The sequence below is a fragment of the Nocardioides seonyuensis genome, from assembly GCF_004683965.1.
Lineage (GTDB): Bacteria > Actinomycetota > Actinomycetes > Propionibacteriales > Nocardioidaceae > Nocardioides > Nocardioides seonyuensis.
This window is the reverse complement of sequence record NZ_CP038436.1, coordinates 2,507,650-2,531,024: the sequence shown is the minus strand read 5'-3', so window position 1 is coordinate 2,531,024 and position 23,375 is coordinate 2,507,650. Positions and strand designations below refer to the sequence as shown.

Annotated in this window: 18 protein-coding genes; 8 read left to right on the top strand and 10 right to left on the bottom strand. The window is 71.9% G+C overall.

Going from position 1 to position 23,375, the window contains the following annotated elements; translation table 11 throughout:
- Positions 1-4 precede the first annotated feature (4 nt).
- The 5 genes from EXE58_RS12280 to EXE58_RS12260 all read right to left on the bottom strand — a co-directional run bounded on the left by EXE58_RS12280 (position 5) and on the right by EXE58_RS12260 (position 7,495).
- The gene (locus tag EXE58_RS12280; protein WP_135268157.1) at positions 5-1,279 is read right to left on the bottom strand and encodes a DUF6986 family protein; all 1,275 of its coding nucleotides are present in this window, start codon (positions 1,277-1,279) and stop codon (positions 5-7) included.
- Positions 1,280-1,400: 121 nt separating this feature from the next.
- The gene (gene guaA, locus EXE58_RS12275; RefSeq protein WP_135268156.1) at positions 1,401-2,990 is read right to left on the bottom strand and encodes a glutamine-hydrolyzing GMP synthase; all 1,590 of its coding nucleotides are present in this window, start codon (positions 2,988-2,990) and stop codon (positions 1,401-1,403) included.
- A 281-nt stretch (positions 2,991-3,271) separates the two neighbouring features.
- Positions 3,272-4,993, bottom strand: a complete 1,722-nt coding sequence (locus tag EXE58_RS12270) for a GMC oxidoreductase (RefSeq protein WP_135268155.1) — start codon at positions 4,991-4,993, stop codon at positions 3,272-3,274.
- A complete protein-coding gene (locus EXE58_RS12265; RefSeq protein WP_135268154.1) occupies positions 4,990-6,606 on the bottom strand; it encodes a succinic semialdehyde dehydrogenase in 1,617 nt (538 codons plus the stop codon). The genes EXE58_RS12270 and EXE58_RS12265 overlap by 4 nt, the downstream gene beginning before the upstream one ends.
- Positions 6,607-6,709: 103 nt before the next feature.
- The gene (locus EXE58_RS12260) at positions 6,710-7,495 is read right to left on the bottom strand and encodes an enoyl-CoA hydratase/isomerase family protein (protein WP_135268153.1); all 786 of its coding nucleotides are present in this window, start codon (positions 7,493-7,495) and stop codon (positions 6,710-6,712) included.
- A 50-nt stretch (positions 7,496-7,545) separates the two neighbouring features.
- On the opposite strand from EXE58_RS12260, the gene EXE58_RS12255 reads away from it, so the two are divergent.
- Positions 7,546-8,064, top strand: a complete 519-nt coding sequence (locus EXE58_RS12255) for a hypothetical protein (protein ID WP_135268152.1) — start codon at positions 7,546-7,548, stop codon at positions 8,062-8,064.
- A gap of 6 nt (positions 8,065-8,070) precedes the next feature.
- Here EXE58_RS12255 and EXE58_RS12250 read toward each other — a convergent pair whose 3' ends face one another.
- Complete coding sequence (locus EXE58_RS12250) at positions 8,071-9,783, bottom strand: glycerol-3-phosphate dehydrogenase/oxidase (RefSeq protein ID WP_135268151.1); 1,713 nt, start codon at positions 9,781-9,783, stop codon at positions 8,071-8,073.
- A 91-nt stretch (positions 9,784-9,874) separates the two neighbouring features.
- Here EXE58_RS12250 and EXE58_RS12245 point away from each other — a divergent pair, with 91 nt between their 5' ends.
- Both EXE58_RS12245 and EXE58_RS12240 read left to right on the top strand, forming a co-directional pair.
- Positions 9,875-10,321, top strand: coding sequence for an SRPBCC family protein (locus tag EXE58_RS12245; RefSeq protein ID WP_167288859.1), 447 nt, complete (start codon positions 9,875-9,877; stop codon positions 10,319-10,321).
- A gap of 126 nt (positions 10,322-10,447) precedes the next feature.
- Entirely contained in the window at positions 10,448-11,281 is an 834-nt protein-coding gene (locus tag EXE58_RS12240) for a pseudouridine synthase (protein WP_135269563.1), read from the top strand.
- Here the strand turns inward: EXE58_RS12240 and EXE58_RS12235 are convergent, their stop codons facing one another.
- A complete protein-coding gene (locus EXE58_RS12235; RefSeq protein WP_135268149.1) occupies positions 11,282-12,391 on the bottom strand; it encodes a GuaB3 family IMP dehydrogenase-related protein in 1,110 nt (369 codons plus the stop codon).
- Between the two features lie 93 nt (positions 12,392-12,484).
- Here EXE58_RS12235 and EXE58_RS12230 point away from each other — a divergent pair, with 93 nt between their 5' ends.
- Positions 12,485-14,269 (top strand): CHAP domain-containing protein, encoded by a 1,785-nt coding sequence (locus EXE58_RS12230; protein ID WP_135268148.1) that lies wholly within the window; start codon positions 12,485-12,487, stop codon positions 14,267-14,269.
- Positions 14,270-14,294: 25 nt separating this feature from the next.
- Here the strand turns inward: EXE58_RS12230 and guaB are convergent, their stop codons facing one another.
- Both guaB and EXE58_RS12220 read right to left on the bottom strand, forming a co-directional pair.
- On the bottom strand, positions 14,295-15,797 hold the full coding sequence (gene guaB / locus EXE58_RS12225; protein WP_135268147.1) for an IMP dehydrogenase: 1,503 nt from the start codon (positions 15,795-15,797) through the stop codon (positions 14,295-14,297).
- Between the two features lie 29 nt (positions 15,798-15,826).
- A complete protein-coding gene (locus EXE58_RS12220; RefSeq protein WP_135268146.1) occupies positions 15,827-16,708 on the bottom strand; it encodes a GNAT family N-acetyltransferase in 882 nt (293 codons plus the stop codon).
- 82 nt (positions 16,709-16,790) lie between these two features.
- Here EXE58_RS12220 and EXE58_RS12215 point away from each other — a divergent pair, with 82 nt between their 5' ends.
- Complete coding sequence (locus EXE58_RS12215; RefSeq protein ID WP_135268145.1) at positions 16,791-18,317, top strand: hypothetical protein; 1,527 nt, start codon at positions 16,791-16,793, stop codon at positions 18,315-18,317.
- A gap of 100 nt (positions 18,318-18,417) precedes the next feature.
- Positions 18,418-20,298, top strand: coding sequence for a PKD domain-containing protein (locus tag EXE58_RS12210; RefSeq protein WP_208543993.1), 1,881 nt, complete (start codon positions 18,418-18,420; stop codon positions 20,296-20,298).
- Positions 20,299-20,365: 67 nt separating this feature from the next.
- Here the strand turns inward: EXE58_RS12210 and EXE58_RS12205 are convergent, their stop codons facing one another.
- Positions 20,366-21,313 carry a hypothetical protein gene (locus tag EXE58_RS12205; protein ID WP_135268144.1) on the bottom strand — a complete coding sequence of 316 codons (948 nt, stop codon included), beginning with the start codon at positions 21,311-21,313 and terminating at the stop codon, positions 20,366-20,368.
- Positions 21,314-21,384: 71 nt separating this feature from the next.
- Between EXE58_RS12205 and EXE58_RS12200 the strand changes: the two genes are divergently transcribed.
- Entirely contained in the window at positions 21,385-21,924 is a 540-nt protein-coding gene (locus EXE58_RS12200; RefSeq protein ID WP_135268143.1) for a SigE family RNA polymerase sigma factor, read from the top strand.
- A complete protein-coding gene (locus tag EXE58_RS12195) occupies positions 21,918-23,270 on the top strand; it encodes a hypothetical protein (protein ID WP_135268142.1) in 1,353 nt (450 codons plus the stop codon). Before EXE58_RS12200 ends, EXE58_RS12195 begins: the two co-directional genes overlap by 7 nt.
- The last annotated feature ends 105 nt before the right edge of the window (positions 23,271-23,375 follow it).

Sequence of the window (23,375 nt, the reverse complement as noted above, 5' to 3'; positions counted from 1 at the left end):
GACCTCAGCCTCCCTTGCCGTCGGTGTCGGCCGTGCGCGTCCGTCGGGCGAGCACGGCCAGGTGGTCGTGGTCGACACCGGTCGAGGCCTCGACCTCGTCCGGTGCCAAGGCCCCGCAGTCGACGCCGCGCTGGAGGAAGTCCGCGAGGGCACGCGCGGTGGCCGGCTCGTCCAGGACGCCGGACTCGCGGCGCTGCACGTAGTCGCGAAGCCGTGCGGCAGCCGCGGCGTAGCCCTCGCGGTAGAAGGCGAAGGTGGCGGCGAACCGGGTGGGCAGCTGCGCGGGGTGCAGGTCCCAGCCCTGGTAGTAGCCCCGGTCCAGGGACCTGCGCACGAGGCGCAAGTGGTTGCGCCACGCCTCCCGCACCTGGTCGGCGCCACCCACGGGGAGCACGTTCGTCGACCCGTCCGAGAGTCGTACGCCGGTGCCCGCGGCGGCCGCCTGCATCACGGCCTTGGCGTGGTCGGCGACCGGGTGCTCCAGGCTCTGCTGCGCTGCCGCGATCCCGCAGGAGGCGGAGTAGTCGTAGGTCCCGTAGTGCAGCCCCGTGCACCGGCCCGCAGACGCGTGGACCATGCGTGCGACCAGCGCCGTCCCGTCGGGACCCAGGACGGCCTGCGGCGTCTCGACCTGGATCTCGAAGACCAGGGCCCGGTCACCCAGCCCGAGCGCAGCCTCCAACCGCTCCGTCAGGTGCACCATCGCGCCGACCTGTTCGACCGACGTGACCTTGGGGAGGGTGAGGACGAAGCCGTCCGGAAGCCCGTCGTCGCCGGCGTACTCCTCCAGGAAGATCGACAGCGTCCGGACCCCCCGGCGCCGGGTGGCAGGCTCGAGGCACTTGAACCGGATCCCGTGCCACGGCGCGGCGGTCCCCGAGGCGACCGCAGAGCTCAGGGCCCGCGCCGCTGCCCGCGCCGCGTCGTCCTCCTCGTCGTCCGGACGCGAGCCGTAGCCGTCCTCGAAGTCGACCCGCAGGTCCTCGACGGGCTCGTGGCCCAGCTTGTGCCGGACCCGGTCGAGCAGGTCCTCGTCGCCGTCGAGGAGGGTGAGCAGGACCTCCTCGTGGTCGGCGACCGCGGCCAGCGCGGCGTCGCCGTACTCGGTCACGAGCTCGGCACGGAACCTGTCGGCGGGGACGTAGACGGTGTGCACCGGCTGGCGGACTGACCGTTCGCCGGGGTAGAGCCGGGCCAGCGCGCGGTCGGCGTCCTCCAACCGCGCGTCGAGATCCCCGACGAGTCCGTCGAGGTCGAGCGCTCGCGGCTGCCCCTCCATGACCGCACCCTAGGGCAGGGTGTCAGTCACCGGTGGCTGTTCGCTCCGCTCGTGCCGCTGCCGTCGCTCCCACTCGATCCTCACTGGAGCGGGAGCGACCTCCGCTCGTCCCTCGCTGCGGTCACTCCCACTCGATGGTCCCCGGCGGCTTGGACGTCACGTCCAGCGTCACCCGGTTGACCTCGGCGACCTCGTTGGTGATGCGCGTGGAGATGCGCTCGAGCACGTCGTAGGGCAGGCGGGCCCAGTCGGCCGTCATGGCGTCCTCGGAGGTGACCGGCCGGATCACCACGGGGTGGCCGTAGGTGCGACCGTCGCCCTGGACGCCGACCGAGCGGACGTCGGCGAGCAGGACCACCGGCATCTGCCAGATGTCGCGGTCGAGCCCGGCGCGGGTCAGCTCCTCACGGGCGATGGCGTCGGCCTCGCGCAGGATCTCCAGCCGGTCGGCGGTGACCTCGCCGATGATGCGGATGCCGAGACCCGGACCGGGGAACGGCTGGCGCCACACGATCTCGGCGGGCAGGCCGAGCTGCTCGCCCACCAGGCGCACCTCGTCCTTGAAGAGCGTGCGCAGCGGCTCCACGAGCTCGAACTCGAGGTCGTCGGGCAGCCCGCCGACGTTGTGGTGGGACTTGATGTTGGAGGTGCCCGCACCGCCGCCCGACTCGACGACGTCGGGGTAGAGCGTCCCCTGCACCAGGAAGGCGACCTTGCCGCCGTCGGTGTCGTCCCCCAGGCCGGCTGCGCGCAGGACGGCCGCCTCGGCCCCCTCGAAGGACCGGATGAACTCGCGCCCGATGATCTTGCGCTTCTCCTCGGGGTCGGTGACGCCGGCGAGCGCGTCGAGGAACTGCTGCTGGGCGTCGACGACGTGGAGCTTGACGCCGGTCGCGGCGACGAAGTCACGCTCGACCTGCTCGGCCTCTCCCTTGCGGAGCAGCCCGTGGTCGACGAAGACGCAGTCGAGCCGGTCACCGATCGCGCGCTGCACGATGGCGGCCGCCACCGCGGAGTCGACCCCGCCGGACAGGCCGCAGATCGCGCGCCCCTCATCACCGATCTGCTCGCGGATGCGCTCGATCTGCTCCTCGGCGATGTTGAGCATCGTCCAGGTCTGCCGACAGCCGGCGATGTGGTGGAGGAAGTGCTCGAGGACCTGCTGGCCGTGCTCGGAGTGGAGGACCTCGGGATGCCACTGGACGCCGGCCAGGCGCCGGTCGAGGTCCTCGAAGGCGGCGACGGGGGTCACGTCGGTGGATGCGAGCACGGTGAATCCCTCGGGCGCCTGGGCCACCGAGTCGCCGTGGGACATCCAGACCTTGTGCTCGACGGGCACACCGGCCAGCAGGGTGCCGGCCTCGGCGATGCGCACCGGGGTGCGGCCGTACTCGCGGGCGCCGGTGTGGGCGACCTCGCCACCCAGGCCGCGGGCCATCAGCTGGAAGCCGTAGCACATCCCGAAGACCGGGACGCCGGCGGCGAAGACCGTGTCGTCGATGCCGGGGGCGTCGTCGGCGTAGACGCTCGAGGGGCCGCCGCTGAGGATGATCGCCTTGGGCTGCCGCGCCAGCATCTCCGCCACCGGCATGGTGTGGGGCACGATCTCGGAGTAGACCCGCGCCTCCCGCACCCGACGGGCGATGAGCTGGGCGTACTGGGCTCCGAAGTCGACCACGAGGACGAGGTCGTGGTCATGGGCGGCCGTCATGGGCAGCGAGTCTATCGAGGCCCCCGGGCTCGTCCTGACATGGATCAGGCCCGTCCGGACAAGCACCGAGCTCGTCCGGGCATGCATCAGGGCCCGACCGGGGAGGGACGGTGATCGGGCCCTGATGGAGTGTCCGGGGACGCTGGGGGGCATGCTCCCGGACGGTGAGGGCCACAGCACTTGGGGTAGATCGGACTGCCGTGACCTTCACCCGTAGCAACGCAGGTCCGAGCCGGGGGTTACGGCCGACTTCGAAGAAAGTTCGAGGAAACTTTGCTCCGCTAGCTGACGGAGACGATCGGGAGCCGCAGCGCCGCGGGAGCCGCCTCGGGGACGACCGGGTTCTTCGGCGCCACCGGGTTGAGCTGGGCGTAGGGCTGGCCCAGGGCGGGGCGCTGGTCGACCTCGCCCTTGTTGGGCCAGTAGGCCATCGCCCGCTCCGCCTGGGCGGTGATCGTCAGCGAGGGATTGACCCCCAGGTTGGCCGAGATGGCCGACCCGTCGACGACGTGGAGCCCTTCGTGGCCGTAGAGCCGCTGGTAGGCGTCCACCACACCGGTCTCGGGGGAGTCCCCGATCGTGCAGCCGCCGATGAAGTGGGCGGTCAGCGGTCGCTCGAACGGCTCGCCGATGTTGCCGCCGGGGGTTCCGCCCATGACGTCGGCGATGCGGCGCGTGGCCTCGTAGGCGACCGGGATGTAGGTCGGGTTGGGCTCGCCGTGACCCTGCTTGCTCGACATGCGCCAACCGAAGCGGCCCTTGACGCCGATGGTGGTGATCGAGTTGTCGAGGGTCTGCATGACCAGCGCGATGACGGTCCGCTCCGACCAGTGCTTCATGTCGTAGAGGTCGAGGGCCTCCCTGCGCTTGGCCCACAGCTCCTTGAGCCAGGACTTGATGCGGTTCTCACCCGGGACCTGGTCGGTCAGCACCGTCTGCATGAAGGCCATCGCGTTGGATCCCTTGCCGTAGCGGACCGGCTCGATGTGGGTGCTCTCGTCGGGGTGCCACGACGAGGTGATCGCCACCCCTCTGGTGTAGTCGACCGAGGTGTCCGGTGCGAGCGCTCCCAGGATCGCCTCGGAGTTGGTGCGGGTCAGCACCCCGAGACGGTCGCTGATGCCGGGCAGGTCGCCCTCTCCCTTGAGCTTGTGGAGGAGCTTCTGGGTGCCGAGCGCCGCGGCGGAGAAGATCACCTGGTCGGCCGTGAAGGTCTTCACCGCCTTGCTGCGCGAGAGCTTTGCCTTGGTCCACCTGGCAGTGACCTCGTAGCCGCCCCCGGCGCGCGGTCGCACCCGGGTGACGGTGGTCAACGGGTGCACCTCGGCGCCGTTCTGCTCGGCGAGGTAGAGGTAGTTCTTCACCAGGGTGTTCTTGGCGTTGAAGCGACATCCGGTCATGCACTCGCCGCACGCCTTGCACGGGTTGCGGTCGGGGCCGACGCCGCCGAAGAAGGGATCCGGCACCGTGTCGTGGTGGGTCTGCCCGGGACCACCGAAGAAGACGCCCACCGGCGTGGGATGGAAGGTGTCCCCCACCCCCATGTCGTCGGCCACCTGCTTCATGACCTCGTCCGACGGCGTCATGAGGGGGTTCTCGATGACGCCGAGCATGCGCTTGGCCTGGTCGTAGTAGGGCGCCAGCTCGGACTTCCAGTCGGTGATGTGCGCCCACGACGGATCGCGGTAGAACGGGTCGAGCGGCTCGTAGAGCGTGTTGGCATAGACCAGCGAGCCGCCACCGACCCCTGCGCCGGCCAGGATCATGCAGTCCTTGACCATGTCGATGCGCTGGATGCCGTACATGCCCAGCGCCGGGGCGAAGATGTAGCGCTTGGCGTCGAAGGAGGTGTCGGGGAAGTCGTCGTCCTCGAACCTCGCGCCCGCCTCGAGCACCCCGACGGAGTAGCCCTTCTCGGTCAGCCGGAGCGCCGAGACGGAGCCGCCGAAGCCTGACCCGATGACGAGGACGTCGTAGTGCCGGCTCGGGCTGGACTGGCTCATGCCCGGCCCAGCTTGTTGAGCAGGCGCAACGAGGAGGTCATCAGCTTGGCGTGCCGCTCCTCGGAGATCCCGAACATCGGCGCGATGGGCACCAGTCGCTGCGTCCCGACGGACTGCGTCTCGGTGTAGCGCAGGATGCCCTCGGCCCCCTGCCGGCGACCCACGCCAGACTCGCGCATGCCGCCCATCGGAGCACCCAGCGAGCCGAAGGTGGCGCCGTAGGCCTCGTTGACGTTGACGGTGCCGCACTTGATGCGACGCGCCAGCGCGCGGCCGCGGGTGCCGTCGCGGGTCCAGACCGAGGCGTTGAGGCCGTAGAGGCCGTCGTTGGCGCGCTCGACCGCCTCGTTCTCGTCGTGGAAGCGGTAGAGGGAGACCACCGGGCCGAAGGTCTCGTTGCCGAAGCACTTCATCTCGGCGGTGACCCCCTCCAGGATGGTGGGCTCGAAGACGAAGGGCCCGAGGTCGGGCCGTGGCTTGCCGCCGGTGAGCACGCGCGCTCCCTTGGACACCGCGTCCTCCACGTGCGCGGTCACCGTGTCGAGCTGGGACTGCGAGATCAGCGAGCCCATGTCGACGGACCAGTCGAGGCTGGCACCCAGCGTCATCGCCTGGGTGCGCGACACGAAGGCGTCGACGAAGCGGTCGTAGACCTGGTCGGCGACGAAGAGGCGCTCCATCGAGACGCACAGCTGCCCGGCGTTGGCGAAGACCGCACGGACCGCGCCCTCGGCGGCGCGCTGCACGTCGGCGTCACGCAGGACCAGCATGGGGTTCTTGCCACCGAGCTCGAGCGAGCAGCCGATCAGCCGCTCGGCGCACCCCTTGGCGATGAGCCGGCCGGTGCCGGTCGAGCCGGTGAAGCAGATGTAGTCGGCGCGCTCCACGAGCGCTCCGCCCACCTCGGGACCGGGGCCGGCCACGACCTGCCACACCTCGCGCGGCACGCCTGCCTCCTCGAGGAGCCTGGCGGCCAGCAACGCGGTCAGGGTGGTCTGCGCGTCGGGCTTGGCGACCACGGCGTTGCCCGCGAGCACGGCGGGGATCCCGTCGCACAGCGCCATCGTGAGCGGGTAGTTCCACGGCGAGATGATGCCGACGACACCCTTGGGCACGCGGTTGACCTCGGCCCGGGTGAGGACGGGGAACATGCCTGCGACCCGCGTGGTGTCGAGGTGCTGGTGAGCGGTCCGCGCGTAGTAGCGCGCGGTGAGGGCCAGGTGGGCCACCTCGAGGTAGGCGTCCTTGCGGGCCTTCCCGGACTCCCAGATGATCAGGTCGATCAGCTCCTCCTGGCGGTCGAGGAGGATGTCGTGGAGACGCAGCAGGGCCGCGGCCCTCACGTCGATCGAGGTCTGCGCCCAGGCTGCCTGAGCCTTGCGCGCACGCGCGAAGGCCTCGTCGACGTCGGCCACGCTCGACTGCGGCACGTGGGCGAGCGGACGCCCCCCGACCGGCGAGCTCACCGCGTCGGTCTCGCCCGTGGAGGCGACCAGGCGCTCGGTGAGCGAGGCGACGTAGTCACGCTCCAGCACGTAGGCCGCGCGAGGGTCGAGCTCGGGGTCGTGCGGGCCGTCGACGAGGTGTCCGGAACCGGGGGTCTGCTCACTCATGCAGCGAGACTAGGCGGCGGCGCTCCCCCACAACAGGCGATGCCCGGCATTTGACACAGAGATTCTGTTTGTAAAACGCGCGGACCACCCAGCGAGTGCGGCCTCAGTGGGTGCCGGGCCGCCACGAGAACCGCGGGGCGCGCTTCTCGGCGAAGGCGGCACGACCCTCGGGGAAGTCGGGACCGGCGTCGAGCTCGTCGAGCCAGCTCCCCGTCAGGTCGGCGGGGATCGACTCCCCCTCCACGCAGGCGTCGACCATCGCCTTGCTGCCGACCTGGGTCAGCAGCGAGCGGGCCACGAGGGTCGCGGTGAGCTCCTCGAGCCGGGCAGGAGCCTCATCCGAGGGCAGCAGCTCGTCGATGAGCCCGACCCGCAGCGCCCGCTCCGCGTCGACGATCTCGGCGGTGTAGAGCAGGTGCTTGGTCGCGGAGGGGCCTATCACGCGCACCGCGCGCTCGACGGCGAACGCCGGGTAGAGGATGCCGAGCCTGGCGGGTGTGATGCCGAAGCGCGCGGTGTCGTCGGCGATGCGCAGGTCGCAGGCCAGCGCCAGCTGCGCGCCGCCCCCGACGCAGGAGCCGGTGATGTAGGCGAGCGTGGGGCCGTGGAAGCCGGCCAGCGCGTCGTCGGCGCGCTGGTTGATCGCGTGGTAGTCGGCCATCGAGACCTCGCCGAGCCCGTCGATGTCGGCGCCGGCGCAGAAGTGGTCGCCCACCCCGCGCAGGACCAGCACCCGCACGTCCTCGGGGACCGAGTGCACCTGGTCGGCGATGCCTCCCCACATCTCCTGGGTGACGGCGTTGCGCTTGGCGGGTCGGTTGAGCCACAGGGTCGCGACAGGGCCGTCGACAGTCAGGCCCAGGTCACCCTCGAAGTCCGGATCGGTCATGGCGCAAGCCTCCCACCGCACCGTCGTCGCTCACCCCTAGGGTCGTGCCCATGACTTCCGACGTCTCGGGCACTGCCACCCAGTTCGCACTGTCCACCCGCATGCTCGCCGCGACGCTGATGGGCGCCCTGGTGTTCATCGGCATCGCGCTGTTCTTCGTGCTGGGCACCCAGGACGACGGCCTGGCCGCACCCTCGCTCCTGGTCCCGCTCGTCCAGGTCGCCGCCGCCGTCGCCGTGCACGTCGTCCTGGAGGCCGTCGGCTACCGCGCAGACCCGCTGGACCCCTCGCTCCCCGAGGACGATGCCGCGCGGAAGGCGCGCGAGGTCTGGCAGACCGGCATGATCCTGCGGTTCGCCCTGAGCGAGTTCATCGCGATCGCCTCGATCGCCGCCGCGTTCATCGTTTCCGAGGGTGGCTACGTCACCTACCTGTTCGGCGCGATCGTCTCGCTGGCCCTGATGTTCCTCCACGTCTGGCCGGGCGCCCGACCGGTGGGCAAGGTCGCCGCTGCCCTGGAGGAGCGCGGCCAGTCGTCCCACCTGCGGGAGACGTTCGGCGTCGCGTGAGCGACGTCAGACGATGTCGGGCGCCTTGACCCGGGCCTCGTCGGCCTCGTGGTCGGTGAGCATGAGCTGGCTCTGTCGCTCGGCCTCGACACGTCGCAGGTAGTGGTCGACCTCGTCGTCGAGCCGCGCCTCGTCCCAGCCCAGCTCCGTCGCCATCAGCACGGCAGCAGGGCGTGCCGAGGCGATCCCGCGGTCGAAGGTCTCGATCGAGATTCGGGTACGACGCGTCAGGACGTCGTCGAGATGGCGCGCCCCTTCGTGGGTGACCGCGTAGACCACCTCGGCTGCGAGGTAGAACGGCGCGCCCTCCAGGGGTCGGCCGAGCTCGGGACGCTCGGCGACGAGGGACAGCACCTCGTCGACCAGGCCGCCGTACCTGCCGAGGAGGTGGTCGACAAGACCGATCCGGAGCCCCGACGAGCGGCTCAGCGCCACCCGCTGGTTGGTGCGCGACTCGTGCCCCCAGGCGCCGACCAGCGGCACCCGCTCGGTGATCGAGGCGGGGACCGCACCGAGGTCGCGGGTGGCGTGGTCAACGGCGTCCTTGGCCATCACGCGGTAGGTGGTGAGCTTCCCGCCGGCGACCAGGACCAGCCCCGGCACGGGGTTGGCGACGGTGTGCTCGCGGGAGAGCTTGGTGGTCTCTCCCTGCTCCCCCTTGCGCACGACCGGCTTGAGCAGCGGTCGCAGGCCGGCGTAGACACCCACCACGTCGTCGTGGTCGAGGGGGTCGCGCAGCAGCGTGTTGAGGTGGCCGAGGAGGTAGTCGAGGTCGGCCCGGCTCGCCGCCGGGTGGGCGAGGTCGAGGTCCCAGGGGGTGTCGGTGGTCCCGATGATCCAGAACGCGCCCCACGGGATCACGAACAGCACCGACTTCTCGGTCTTGGTGATGAAGCCCGCCTCGGAGCGGATCCGGTCGCGGGGCACGACGATGTGGATGCCCTTGCTCGCGGCGACGTCGAGCTGCGCCTCTCCGCCGATGAGCTCCTGGACCTGGTCGGTCCACACGCCCGCCGCGTTGATGACGACCCGCGCCCGCACCTCGAGGTCGACCTCGTTCTCGAGGTCGCGCGCGGTGACTCCGACGACGCGGTCGCCCTCGCGCAGGAAGCCGGTGACCTTGGTCCGCGTCGCGACGTGGGCGCCGTTGTCGGCAGCCGTGCGCGCGATCGTCATCACCAGCCTGGCGTCGTCGACCTGGCAGTCGTAGTAGCGGATCGCGCCGTGAAGGTCGTCGGTGCGGATGTCCGGGGCGATGCGGGCCAGCTGCTTGCGGAAGAGGTGCTTGTGCTTCGGCACGCCCATGTCGTACTTGCCGGTCATGGCCATGGCGTCGTAGAGCGCGACACCGGCGCCGACGTAGGGCCGCTCCCAGGCGTGGTGGAGCGGGTAGAGGAACGGCACCGGTCGAACCAGGTGGGGTGCCAGCCGGGTGAGCAGCAGGCCACGCTCCTCGAGCGCCTCCTTGACGAGCGCGAAGTCGAGCATCTCGAGGTAGCGCAGGCCGCCGTGCACGAGCTTGCTGCTGCGGCTCGACGTGCCGGACGCGAGGTCGCGCTGCTCCAGCAGTCCGACCGACAGCCCCCGAGTCACGGCGTCCAGCGCGGCACCGACCCCGACGATCCCGCCGCCGACGACGAGCACGTCGAGGCCGTGGGTCTGCATGTGAGAGAGGGCCGCGGCACGCGAGTCGGGGTTGAGTGCGATCGGCGTGGTCATGCACCCACTCTCTCAGTGCTGGCCACGCCCTGACTCCTTGGCTGGTCTGGACCGTCTGGTGGCCCGCGCCCGCGTGTGCTGGCATGGGTCGATGCGGTTCACGCTGGAGACCGTCGCTTCACCGGACCAGGCGCTGCGCGCCTTCACGGACTTCTCCGAGCGCCGACTGCAGACCTGGAGCCGCACCCTGGACCCCCGGCGCTACGAGCTGCGCGAGCACGGTGACACCTGGGCGATCGTGCGAGAGGCAAGCCCCGGGTCGCCCTTCTGGGTGGTCTGCCACTACGACTGGTCCCAGCCCGGGGAGGTGCGCTGGGACGTGGTCGAGAGCAGCTACGGCGGCGGCGGCAGCGGCGTCATCAGGGTCGAGCCGCTCGAGAGCGGCGGCAGCCGGGTGCACGCCGAGTGGGACGCCACTGGCGGCCAGCGTGGACAGCGTGCCCTGATCTTCCTGCTCTACAACGGCCCCATCCCTAGGCTGCTGCCCCGCGTGTGGCGGGGAGCGCTGGACCGGTACGCCGCCAGCGGCGGGACCTGAGCGCGCTCCTCCGCCTAGCATCCTCTGGTGCCTCCGCGATCGCCCCTGCCCCGACGCCACGGGCTCGACGCGGCGTGGGTGCGCACGCCCGACCGGGACCCGGGGCGACCGGACCCGTGGCCGTCGATGGCGGCCTGGCTGTGCGACCGGCTGCCCCACCCCGTCGAGGTGGAGCAGATGCTGGCCGCGGGCCGGTTCGTGTACGGCGACGGGCACCCGGTGCTGCCCGACGACGGCTACCGCCCCCACACCTTCGTGTGGTTCCACCGCGACCTGCGCGACGAGGTCGAGGTGCCGGGCGAGGTGACTGTCCTCCACCGGGACGAGCGCCTCGTCGTCGTCGACAAGCCGCCCTTCCTCTCGACCATCCCGCGGGGACAGCACGTCCTGCAGAGCGTCGTCGCGCGGATGCGGCGCGAGCTGGGACTGCCCGAGCTCTCGTCGCTGCACCGGCTCGACCGCGTGACCTCGGGCGTGCTCATGCTGGCCACCGAGCGCCGGTGGCGCGGGCCCTACCAGACCCTCTTCGAGCACCGGAAGGTCGAGAAGGGCTACCTCGCGCTCGCCCCTTGGCACGAGGACCTGGAGCTGCCGGCGACGGTGCGCAACCACGTCCGCAAGACCCGCGGCGAGTTTCAGGCCGAGGTGGTGCCGGGCGCCCCGGTCAACGCCGAGACGCTGGTCGAGCTCCACTCGCGGGTGGGCGACGACCTCGCGGTCTACCGCCTGACTCCTCGCACGGGCCGCACCCACCAGCTCCGCCTGCACCTCCTCGGCCTGGGCATCCCGATCGAGGGGGACCCGCTCTACCCGGTCGTCCGGGAGACCTCCGTCGACGACTTCTCCCGACCGCTCCAGCTGCTCGCGAGCGAGCTGGCGTTCACCGACCCCGTCGACGGCCTCCCGAGGAGGTTCGTCAGTGCGCGGTCGCTGCCGCTCGCGGGCGCCACGGCAGAGTGATCAGCTGCCGACGACGACCTCGATGCGCTGGAACTCCTTGAGCTCGGTGTAGCCCGTAGTGGCCATCGCCCGTCGGAGCGCGCCGATGAGGTTCATCGTGCCGTCGGCGACGCGCGAGGGGCCGAACATGATCTCCTCCAGGGTGCCGACCGGCTCGAACTCGACGCGCTGGCCGCGGGGCAGGGTGGCGTGGTGGGCCTCGCCGCCCCAGTGGAACCCGCGACCCGGTGCCTCGGTCGCCCGAGCGAGCGGCGAGCCGACCATCACCGCGTCGGCGCCGCAGGCGATGGCCTTGGGGAGGTCTCCGCTGAGCCCGATCGACCCGTCGGCGATGACGTGCACGTAGCGACCACCGGACTCGTCGAGGTAGTCACGACGCGCGGCTGCGACGTCGGCGACGGCACTGGCCATGGGCACCGCGATCCCCAGGACCGTGCGGGTCGTGTGGGCCGCTCCGCCGCCGAAGCCGACGAGGACGCCGGCCGCGCCGGTGCGCATCAGGTGGAGGGCCGCCTGGTAGGTGGCGCACCCGCCGACGATCACCGGGACGTCGAGCTCGTAGATGAACTCCTTGAGGTTCAGCGGCTCGGTCTGGCTGCTCACGTGCTCCGCGCTCACGGTGGTGCCCCGGATGACGAACATGTCGACCCCGCCGTCGACCACGGCCTTCGCGAGCTCCTTGGTGCGCTGCGGCGACAACGAGCCCGCCACGGTCACCCCGGCGGCACGCATCTCCTTGAGCCGCGAGGTGACGAGCTCGGGCTTGATGGGCTCGGCGTAGATCTCCTGCATCCGCCGGGTGGCGTCCGAGCCACGCAGCCCGGCGACCTCCTCCAGCAGCCCGCTGGGGTCGTCGTACCGCGTCCACAGTCCCTCGAGGTTGAGCACGCCGAGGCCGCCCATCTGGCCCAGGGCGATCGCGGTCGAGGGTGACATCACCGAGTCCATCGGCGCCGCGAGGACCGGGATGTCGAAGCGGTAGGCGTCGATCTGCCAGGCGGTGCTGACCTCCTCGGGGTCGCGCGTGCGCCGCGAGGGGACGACCGCGATGTCGTCGAAGGAGTAGGCACGGCGGCCGCGCTTGGCACGGCCGATCTCGATCTCGGTCACGAGGGCAGTCTTTCACGCCCGGGCCGCCGGGGACGGTGACCCCGATTCAGGCAAAACGCCTCGGGCTCTCCGGACGCCTCATACCGTGTGCGAGTGGGAGTGAGAGGCAGGGGTCGCGGCCCGCGACGACTGGTCGCGGCGCTCCTGGGCATCGTCTTCACGACGGGTGCCTGGGGCGTCGCCGCGCCGTCGGCGCGGGCCGCAGACGACTACCCCTGGGCCTGGCAGGGCCAGTGCCCGATCCTTCCGCAGGAACCGATCGAGCCGGAGCCCGCCCCGACCCCGACGCCGGCTCCGACGCCCACCCCGGGCGCTCCCGCAGGCGCGGCCGGTGGCCCCGGCGCGACGGCGCCGACCACTCCCCCGCCTCCGCCGCCACCACCGCCCCCGCCGGTCCTCGACCCGGTCAGCGGCCACCTGTACGACCCCCGCGGCCCACGGCCCACCTGCGCGCGCGGGGTGTGGTTCGTCGACGGCTCGATGGGTGACCAGTGGGGCTTCGCACTGCGCAACTGCACGAGCTTCGTGGCCTGGCGGCTCAACCGCACCAACGGGATGGCGTTCGAGAACCGGCCAGGCACCAACGACGACAGCGGCAAGGACGTGCACTGGGGCGACGCCCACAACTGGGACGACACCGCCCGCGCGCTGGGTCACCGGGTCGACGGGGTGCCCGCGATCGGCGCGGTGGCCCAGACGGACGCCGGCCGGGTCGGGCACGTCGCCTGGGTCGTCGGAATCGGGCCGGGCACCGTCACGGTCGAGGAGTACAACCACGCCGTCCGGGGCGGCTACGGCACCCGCACGGTGCCCGTCGACACGTTCCGCTACCTGCACCTGCGAGACGTCGAGCCCTCCCCGCTCATCGGCTCCGACCGTCCGTTGGTCGAGGCCCGATTCGCGAGCGGCCACGCGTGGACCGCTCGGGTCGAGGACTCCGGGACCCTGCGCGTGGCACGGCCCGGGAGGCCTTCCCGTGTCGTGGGCACGCGTGGGTCGTTCTCGCCCCTCGCAGCTCCGACGCTCGTGCTCGACGAGCACGGGCGCCCCTGGGTCGCTGCGACCACGCGCACCGGTGACGTGGTCGTCGCCACCCCGGGACGGCGGGGCTGGACGCTGCGCCGCGTCGGATCGTCGGCACCGACTGCCAGCCCGGCCCTGGCGCTGTCGGATCGCGGACGTCCCGCCGTCGTCGCGACGACGGCGGCAGGCACCCTGGCAACCAGCCGGCGCAGGGCCGACGGACGCTGGTCGCGACCGCGTCGCATCGGCCGGGCGGGCACCTGGGCCACGCACGCCGCGCCCGTCACCGGCGTGGACGCGTCCGGCCGTACCTGGCTGGTCGCGATGACCCGCCGTGGCCGGCTCCATGTCCAGCGGACCGCCACGGACCGCCCGAGCGGCTGGTCGCGACTCCGCCCGCTGCGCGGCGCCCGCGCCTCGGTCACCTCCACCCCCTCCCTCACGCTCGACGGCGACGGCGTGCTGCACCTGCACCAGACGGGGTACGACGGCGTGGTCGCCGTCCGCTCCCTCGCGGGGGACCGCTGGTCGCGTCCCGAGGCGCTGGAGGGCGAGTGGTCGCCGTACAGCTCGCCAGCCGTCCAGGAGATGGACGGCGAGCTCCACCTGGCGGCGGTCACCCCGGGCGGCCGGCTGCTCGTCCGGCCCGCGCTTCCCGGCACCGCGTCGAGGCTGCGGCAGCTCGCTGCGCGCTCAGCCGACCCGACCCGCTCGCCGAGCCTGGTGACGCGGTCGAACTCCGGGGTCTACGTGATGTCGAGCGAGGGTCGCCGCCACGCGGCGACGCTGGTGCTGCGACCCGCCTCGGCGCTCACCGGCGACCACGGCCCGACCCGCGCCGGCATCGCGCCCTGAGCTCGGGCGACCGCGCGGACGCGCCTCACATGCCGGAGTAGTTGGGCGCCTCGACGGTCATCTGGACGCCGTGGGGGTGGCTCTCCTTGAGCGAGGCGCTGGTGATGCGCACGAACTGCCCGCGCTCCTGGAGCTCGGGAACGGTGCGGGCCCCGACGTAGAACATCGACTGGTGGAGACCGCCGACGAGCTGGTGGGCGACCGCGGTGAGCGGACCGCGGTAGGCGACCTGGCCCTCGATGCCCTCGGGGACGATCTTGTCGTCGCTGGCGACCTCGGCCTGGAAGTAGCGGTCCTTGGAGAAGGACTTCTTGCCGCGGCTGCTCATCGCGGCCAGCGAACCCATGCCACGGTAGGACTTGAACTGCTTGCCGTTGACGAAGACCACCTCGCCGGGCGACTCCTCGCAGCCGGCGAGCATCGAGCCGACCATCACCGCGTCGGCGCCAGCGACGAGGGCCTTGGCGATCTCGCCGGAGTGCTTCATGCCGCCGTCGGCGATCACGGGGACGCCGGCGGGCTTGCACGCCAGCGATGCCTCGTAGACCGCGGTCACCTGGGGCACGCCCACGCCGGTGACGATGCGGGTGGTGCAGATGGAGCCGGGCCCGACACCGACCTTGACCGCGTCGGCGCCCGCGTCGACGAACGCCTGCGCGCCCGCCCTGGTCCCGACGTTGCCGCCGATGACCTGGACGTGGCGCGTGGCCGGGTCGGTCTTGAGCCGCTTGACCATGTCGAGCAAGAGGTGGACGTGGCCGTGGGCGGTGTCGGCGACGAGCACGTCCACACCCGCCTCGATCAGCCGCGTGGCGCGCTCCCAGGCGTCACCGAAGTAGCCGATCGCGGCACCGACCATCAGGCGCCCGTCGGCGTCGTAGGAGGCGTGGGGGAACTGCTCGCCCTTGACGAAGTCCTTGACGGTGATGAGTCCCGTGAGGTGGCCGGTGTCGTCCACCAGGGGCAGCCGCTCGCGCTTGTGGGCCCGCAGCAGCGCGGTCGCCTCCTCGCGCGAGATGCCGGCGTGCCCGGTGATCAGGGGCATCGGCGTCATCATCTCGTCGACCTTGGTGGTCGCCCACTCAGCGACGGGGGTGAAGCGCAGGTCGCGGTTGGTGATGATGCCGATCAGGAGGTTGTCGGAGTCGACGACGGGAAGGCCGGAGACCCGGAACTCCCCGCACAGGCGGTCGAGGTCCTCGAGCGTCGCGTCGGGACCGATCGTGACGGGGTTGGAGATGATCCCCGTCTGGGTGCGCTTGACCAGGTCGACCTGGTAGGCCTGGTCGTCGATCGAGAGGTTGCGGTGGAGCACGCCGAGGCCACCCTCGCGAGCCATCGCGATCGCCATGCGCGACTCGGTGACGGTGTCCATGGCCGCGCTGACGAGCGGGATCCTGATCGAGATCTCACGCGTCAGCCGGGTGGAGGTGTCGATGTCGCTCGGGGCGAGGTCGGACTCGCCCGGCAGCAGCAGGACGTCGTCGTAGGTGAGGCCCAGCGCGGCAAACTTCTCGGGGACGTCCACGACGACATTCTACGGGCCCGCCGTGCCGGTCACAGCCGGGAGGGCTCCAGGTGACGCACCGGCACCCGGACGTGGAGCCGGGACCCGACCAGCCGGATCCGGCACCGGAGGCCGCAGCCGAGCACCATGGGCAGGACCGCCCGGTTCTCGGCCGACGTCTCCAGGGTGAGCTCGTCGTCGCCGTGGTCGTGGGCGACGCGCGCCACCTCCACCAGCAGCCGGGACGCGACGCCGCGTCGTCGCCACTGCGGGTCGACCTCCAGCTCCAGGCGGCGGGCGCCCGGCTCCGGGGAGTCCATCAGCAGTCCGCGCCCGACCGTCGCGCCGTCCACGAGGGCGAGGACCGAGAGGCCGCGGACGACGTACGACGGCCTCACTCCCTCACCGAGCCGCCCGCTCGACGCCGTGTGCGCGGCGGGGGCACCCTGCAGCACGTCGCTGACGAGCTCGGCGATGGCCGCGCCGCGTGCGTGCTCGAAGGCGGTGAACGGCGCCTCGCGCCGCACCTGCACCACGACGTCGCCGACGGTCATCTCCATCACGTCGAGACGAGCGTCCGGCCCCGGGTCGGCCTCCCCGTCGAAGAGGCGCGCTGCCACTTCGGGGAAGCGGGACGGCTGGTCCAGGATCGCGCGCGCCGCCTGGACGTAGAGCGTGGGCTGGTCGAGCAGGGCCGCCTCCGTGCACCGGTGCAACGTCACCGCGGTGGCGCCCGAGCGTTCGACGACCTCGGCGATCTCCACCTGACCGAGGCCCTCCGGGACCTCGAGCACGAGCTCGTCGGTCACCGTGTCGATGCCCGGGAAGACCTGCACCCCCATGATGTTGATCCCCGCGTCGCCACACTCCTGCGCGAGCGTCGCGAGGGTCCCCGGTCGGTCCGGCAGGTTGAGTCGGGCTCTCCACAACATGCGCCCACCCTCCGGCACCACTGTTGCGCGGTGTCGACGGTGGTGTTTCGCCGACGAAAACTTCTCCTGCCACCATGACGACATGCCTCGCCTCGTCTGGGTCGCCGCGTGCCTCGCCGCGCTCGGACGCTTTCCCTCGGTGATGTGGCCGCTACGGCCGGACGAGGCCGGCTTCCTGCTCGTCGCCCAGACCTGGGACCCCGGGCCCGAGTCGGTCTACGGCCACTACTTCGTCGACCGGCACCCGCTGATCATCGCGGTCGTGCGGCTCGCCGACTGGGTCGGAGGCCCGTACTTCCTCCGACTGGTCGGCGCGCTCGGTTGCAGCCTGCTGGTCCTCGCGGTCGCGGCGGCGGCACGCGAGATCACCCGCCACGCCGGGCTGACCCGTCCGGGGGCCGCACGCCGCGTGGAGGGGTGGACGGCCGTGGTGACGGCCGCCCTGGTCGTCAACGCCGAGATCGACGCCATCTCGACCAAGGGCGAGCTGCTGGGGATCCCGCTCGTCGCCGCCGCGTGCTGGCTCTCGCTGCGCGCCGCCAGGACCCGGAGCAGCGCCACCGCCTTCGTCGGCGGACTGGTCGCCGTGACTGCGATGGGGATGAAGCAGAACCTGGTGGGAGGACTCGCCTTCGGGGGCGTGGTGCTGATCGGGTCGCTCCTGGCCGGGCACCTCACCGGCCGCGCCTTCGCACGACTGGCACTCGCCGCCTCGGCAGGGGCGCTGGTGCCCGTGGTGGCCACGATCACCTGGGCCCTGTGGGCAGGCGTGCGGCTGGAGACCCTGTCCTACACCGTGATCGGGTTCCGTTCCGACGCCGCTGCCGTCATCGCCCGCCAGGAGAACGAGGGCGCCACCGAGCGGATGGGGATCCTGCTCATCGTGTTCATCGCTACCGGGATGGCGCTCGCGACGGCGTGGTTCCTCGCTCGGCTGCCGGGGTTGCTGCGGCGGCTCCCCGTCCCGGCCGCGGCGGTGCTCGTGATGCTCGTCGTCGACGGTGCGGGCGTGATCCTCAGCGGCAGCTACTGGCTGCCGTACCTCCTCGTGCTGGTCCCCGCACTGGGCCTGGCGACAGCTTGCGCGCTCTCAGGTGACCTCCTCGAGGAGCGGCCCGCGGTGCCGCGCCTGTCGAAGGTCGTGGTCGGGTTCGTCGCCCTCACCTCGGTGATGTCGCTGGTCGGCTTCGTGGGGTGGTGGGAGCCGGGACGCACCGCCGTCGAGGTCGAGACCGGACGCGCCATCGCCGACGCGGCGAGACCCGGCGACACGCTGACCGTCTTCGGCGGCCGCGCCGACATCCAGTGGGCCAGCGGGCTGCCGTCGCCCTACTCCCACCTGTGGTCGCTCCCGATGCGCACCCTGGACCTGGGGTACGACGACCTCCGCGACCTCCTGACCGGCACCACGCCCCCCACCTGGGTGGTCGAGGTGGTGCGCCCGGACACCTGGACCGAGCTGGGGGTGCGCCCCATCGAGCAGAACCTGCTCCGAAAGTACGAGCTCGTCACGACCGCGTGCGACCAGCACCGGATCTACCACCTCAACACCGTGGAGGACCTCGACCTCGACATCGAGTGCGGCCGCGACTTCCGGTTCATCTGGTGACGCGGCTTCAAGACACGGCCGGTCGGATGTGGGGCGTCCCACACGACACGAGGGCGAGACGCCACCGCGGCGGTGGGTGGTCGGGCCCAAGATGTCGCCCATGCATTTGCGCCCCCTCGTCGCAGCTCTCGTCACTGCTTCGCTGGCTTCCACTCCCGTTGCGGTGCTCAGCGGGCAGGCTCACGCCGAGTGGACGACGGAACCGTCCCACGGCGCCGTCGCCACTGCCCCTGCCGTGCTGCTCGGCAGTCAGGGCACCACCTTCCTGGCCTGGGCCAGGAAGGAACCTGCCGGCGGTCAGTCGCTCATGGTCAAGGACCGACCCGCCGGAGGCACCTGGTCGGCCGCACGACGCGTGGACACATACCCGGGATCGGTGGAGAACCTCACGCTGGCCGAGGGCGCGGGCGGGACCGCCGTCCATGCCTGGTTGACCAAGGACGCCACCGGTGTGACCCAGGTGATGACCCTCGACGACTCCGGTGACGGCTCGCTCGCCCCGAGGACGCTCAGCGACGGATCGGGGGTCTCCGACTCCTGGCCGGAGCTCGCCAGCAACACCCGCGGCGACCTGGCCGTGGCCTGGAGCCAGGGCGGCACGATCAGGGTCCGCCTGCGGCCCGCGGGCGCCGCGTGGGGGCCGGAGATCACGGTCTCGGACGCCGACGCACGCTGGCCGGTCATCGGTCTCGACGACGCCGGCCGGGTGACCGTGGGGTGGCGGCAGGTCACAGGGGCCGGCACCTCGCTCCACACGAGCACCGGACCGATCACCTCTACCAGCCGGGCGGCGTGGACGGCGCCCGACCAGCTGATAGCGCCCCAGCACATGGCGCGCCTCGGGAGCATCGCCGTCGGTCCCGAGGGCCACGTCGTCGCCGCCGCCGTGTCACAGCGCGTGCCCGAGGACACCGAGATCCTGTCCACGTGGCACCGGTCACCGGGGGGCTCGTGGAGCCCGTCGCTCCTCGGGACGGGCAACGCCAACACGGAGCTGGTGGTCGACAGGGTGGGACTTGCGACCCTCGCCTGGACCTCGAACGGCGTCAGCAGGGTCAGCACCGCGGCACCGGGTCAGCCGTGGAGCACGCGGGACCTCGGCACCGCCTGGATCCAGGACCTGGTGATCGACCAGGACACCGGGAACGTCGTGATGACCTACCTCGTGGGGCCGAGCTACACACGTGTGGTCACCCACCGCGAACCCGGCGGCGCCTGGCGAGAGCTCTCCAGCTCCCCCGGCGCCTCTGGCTTGCTGCTGATGCGCCTAGGGGTCAACGGCACCGACGTCGTGCTGGCGACCGCCAAGCTGGTCGGCAGCGACATGGTGATCGAGACTGCCGCATGGGACGAGACCGCTCCGGTCATCCGGTCGCTCACCCTGCCCACGGGACCGGTCGGACAGCCCCTGTCCTTCAGCGCCTCGGTCGAGGAGTGGCTCCCGTACCGCGTCGAGTGGGACTTCGGCGACGGCGCCTCCGCGACGGGCGCCTCGGCGCAGCACACCTACACCGTGCCCGGGACCTACCGCGCAAGCGTCCGGGTCGTCGACGCGGTCGGCCTCGTCGCCGTACGCACCGTCGACGTCACGGTCACCGTGCCGCCGCTGACAGGCCCCGGCCCCGCACCGGTTCCTCCGGCGCCGATCGGCGCCGCACCGGCTCCCGCGGGCGCGCCCAGGATCCTCGGCCTCGACCTCACGCGCAAGAAGATCCGCACCAGCCGCGCTCCCCGGCGGACTCGCCTCGTCGTCACCACGGACTCCGCGGCAAGTGTGCGCGTCGTGCTGCGCCGGCGCGGGTCGAGGAAGGTCGTGGCCCGCCTCGCACGCTCGGTGCCCGCGGGCGAGGCTCGTCTCACGATCTCCACCCGGATGGGCAAGGCACGACTGCGTGCTGGGCGCTACGTCATCACCGCCGTCGCACGCAACGACCGCGGCGTCAGCACTCCGGTGCGGGTAACGCTCCGCGTACGACGCTGAGCCCGGTCGACGCTGGACACGAGCCGACGCTCGAGTGACGGGCCGACGGTGGAGTGATGGGCCGGACCTAGCGGCCTTTCGTTCCAGTGATGCGTCGGAGCACGGCGTGGCCTGCGGGCGTCGCCCGCGACCAGGGCGTGGCCCTCTCGACGTCTCCGTCGACGCCGATCCGCAGCAGCGCCTGTCGTCGCCCTCGGACCACGGTGACCAGGAGGTGCCGCTCGTCCTCCCAGACGGGCTCGGCCATGGCACGGCCCAGCGCCGGGTCGTCCAGCCTGACCAGCACGGCATTCTCGCGTCCCACCTCCAGGCCGTCGTCGGACCAGCGCCACCAGTGCCGCAGACGGGGGCTGACGAAGAACTCGGTCCGCCGCGGCACCCGGCGCGGTGCTCCCGGGACGGCTGTCTCGAACGTCCGCGAACGGGCGCGCCCCTTGTGCACCACCAATGCGGAGTAGACGACCAGAGCACCGTCGAAGTGCACGATGCGCGGGTCGAGGTGCCCGCGCAGCTCCTGGGACCTGCCGTCGACGTGGAGCGTCGCGGGCCAGGTCTGGTTGGCCTCGGGGACAGGCACGCGTAGCCACGCCACCTGGCCGGACGGTCCGAGCCTGGCAGGGCCGGTCGTCGACCAGGCGTCCCGTGACCGACCGGACGCATCGAGCCGCTGCATGCCGAGGGTGCCCTCGAAGTATCGGTCGTCGGTGACGAGGTAGCCGTCGCGCAACCGCACGATCGAGGTGACGCCCCACGGGCCCCGAATGGCCAGGGCCAGCCGGAGCCTGGATCCGTCGGGCGAGACCAGGTCGCGCCCGGACACGTAGGGAAGGCGGGGTCGATCCCCTGTCGGCAGGACGTCGGGCAGCGTGAGCTCATCGTCACCCGGGGCGTCGATCGCCGACGGGGTCTCGTCGGGCGCTGCTAGCGGGGCTGCCGGGTCCGAGGGGGTGCAGCCCGCAACGGCGAGGGCGCAGACCAGCAGGATGCTGAGGCTCCACTGCCGACGACCGTGCATGCGCCTCACCCTAGGACGCGCGAGAATGTGCGGACGGGAGGCAACCTCGCCGGCCGTTCACCCCGTTTGCCATGACATGGAGCAAGAGAGTGCGTGACGAGGCGTCCTTCGTCGAGTTCGCCGGGACCGCCCGCGCGCGGCTGCGGCGTACGGCGTTCCTCCTGTGCGGGGACTGGGACCAGGCATCGGACTTCGTCCAGGAGGGGCTCATCCGTGTCTACGTGCGCTGGCCGCGGCTCGAGCGCAACGGCGGGGAGCTCGCCTATGCACGCAAGGCCGTGGTGAGCGCCTTCCTGGACCACTCGCGGCGCAGGTCCAGCACCGAGATCCCGGCCGAGCCCGACCACGGCCTGGCCTCCGAGGAGGACGTCGCCTCGCAGGTGGCGGCTCGCGAGGCGCTGATGGGTGGCCTCGCCAGGCTCGCACCGCGCCAGCGCGCGTGCGTCGTGCTGCGCTACTTCGAGGACCTCAGCGTGGCGGAGACCGCCGCGCTGCTGCGGTGCACCGAGGGGACCGTGAAGAGCCAGACCTCGCGGGCGCTGTTCTCGCTCCGGACCATGTTGGAGGACTCGCCCTCGGGCGAGGCGACCGAAGGAGCGGTGTCATGGTGAACGACCTTGCCGACCTGATGCGCGAGGCGAGCGGACAGGCCCCACCCGAGGCAGCGGACCTGTCCCCGGTGCTGCGCCGCGGCCGCCAGCGCGTACGACGCCGCCGCGCCGGGATCGTGGGCGGGGCCTCGCTCGCCGTCGGCGCGATCACCCTCGCCTCGATGACGTGGCTGAACCCGTCACCGCCCGACCTCGCCGCCGCCGGGGTGCCGAACGTGTCCGGTCCCAGCGTTCGCCTGACCGACGCGCAGACCTCGGTGGAGGGCACCGACCACCGCGTGCTGGCGTCGTACACCAACGAGAACCTCAACGACGACAACGGGCAGTACTTCGAGGGGGTCACCGACGACGGGCTCATCCTCTTCCGCGACGGGCCCCGCATGGACCAGCTCTGGCCGCGCTATGCCCTGATGGACCCGGCGAGCGGCGAGAAGGAGTGGCTGCCGAGGATCGAGGGTGTCGAGCAGGACCAGCTGTGGCCGCTCGAGCTGAGCGCGGACCGCCTGGTGCTGCTCGGGACCGGGGGCGGCGGCATGGAGGTGAGCCTGCTCGTCCACGTCTTCGATCGCGGCAGCGGCGCGTGGACCACCATGACCTGGCCCGGTCTCCCGAGGACCGACAGCCCCTTCGGGGCCGTCCTCGGACCCGCGGACCGGCTCTACGTGCGGGTGCCGGCCACCCAGGGCAAGCCGCCCGAGGGCGGCTGGCCGACCGGACCGGACGGAGAGGCGGACGACGCCGACGCCGAGGGCGACACCTACGACCTGTGGTCGGCCTCCCTCACCGACGCCACCGACGTGCGCGACGAAGGCCTGAGGGTGGGAGCGGTCGGCTTCACCGACGACGCGATGGTGTGGACGGACTCCTCCAACGGGGCCGCGGGCCAGGTGCACGTCCGCGACCTGGCGACGGGCGAGGAGACGTCCTTCGACCCTCGGCTCGGCGAGAAGTGCAACCTCCTGGGACTGAGCGTGGCGGGCGAGCGGATCGCGATGTCGCAGTACTGCGGCACCTACGAGGGCGGCGTCCGCGACGACCGCGTCCAGGTGATGACACTCGGCGGCGAGCAGGTGGTGACGATCCAGGACGACGGCGTGGACGGCGGCCGGCTCACCGACGACGGCGGCCTCATGACGATGAGCGCCTACGGCCGGGCCACCGGCGGGACCTACGTCTACGACTTCGAGACCGAGCGGCTGCTGCGGCTCAGCGACGGGCACTCGCCGTGGGCCGCCCCCGGCGGCCCAGCCCCCGGCGACATGTTCATGTGGAACACACCGGCTGGCGGCAAGGTGCCCGACTTCGGGCAGGCCGGCGCGACGACCTGGCTGGGCGAGCTGCTCTGACCCCTCCGCCGAGTCGGCGCCAGCCTCCCGCCGAGTCGGCGTGAAATGACACCGAGTCGGCGCTTCTCGCACATGTCTCGTGCAGAAGCGCCGACTCGGTGGGGT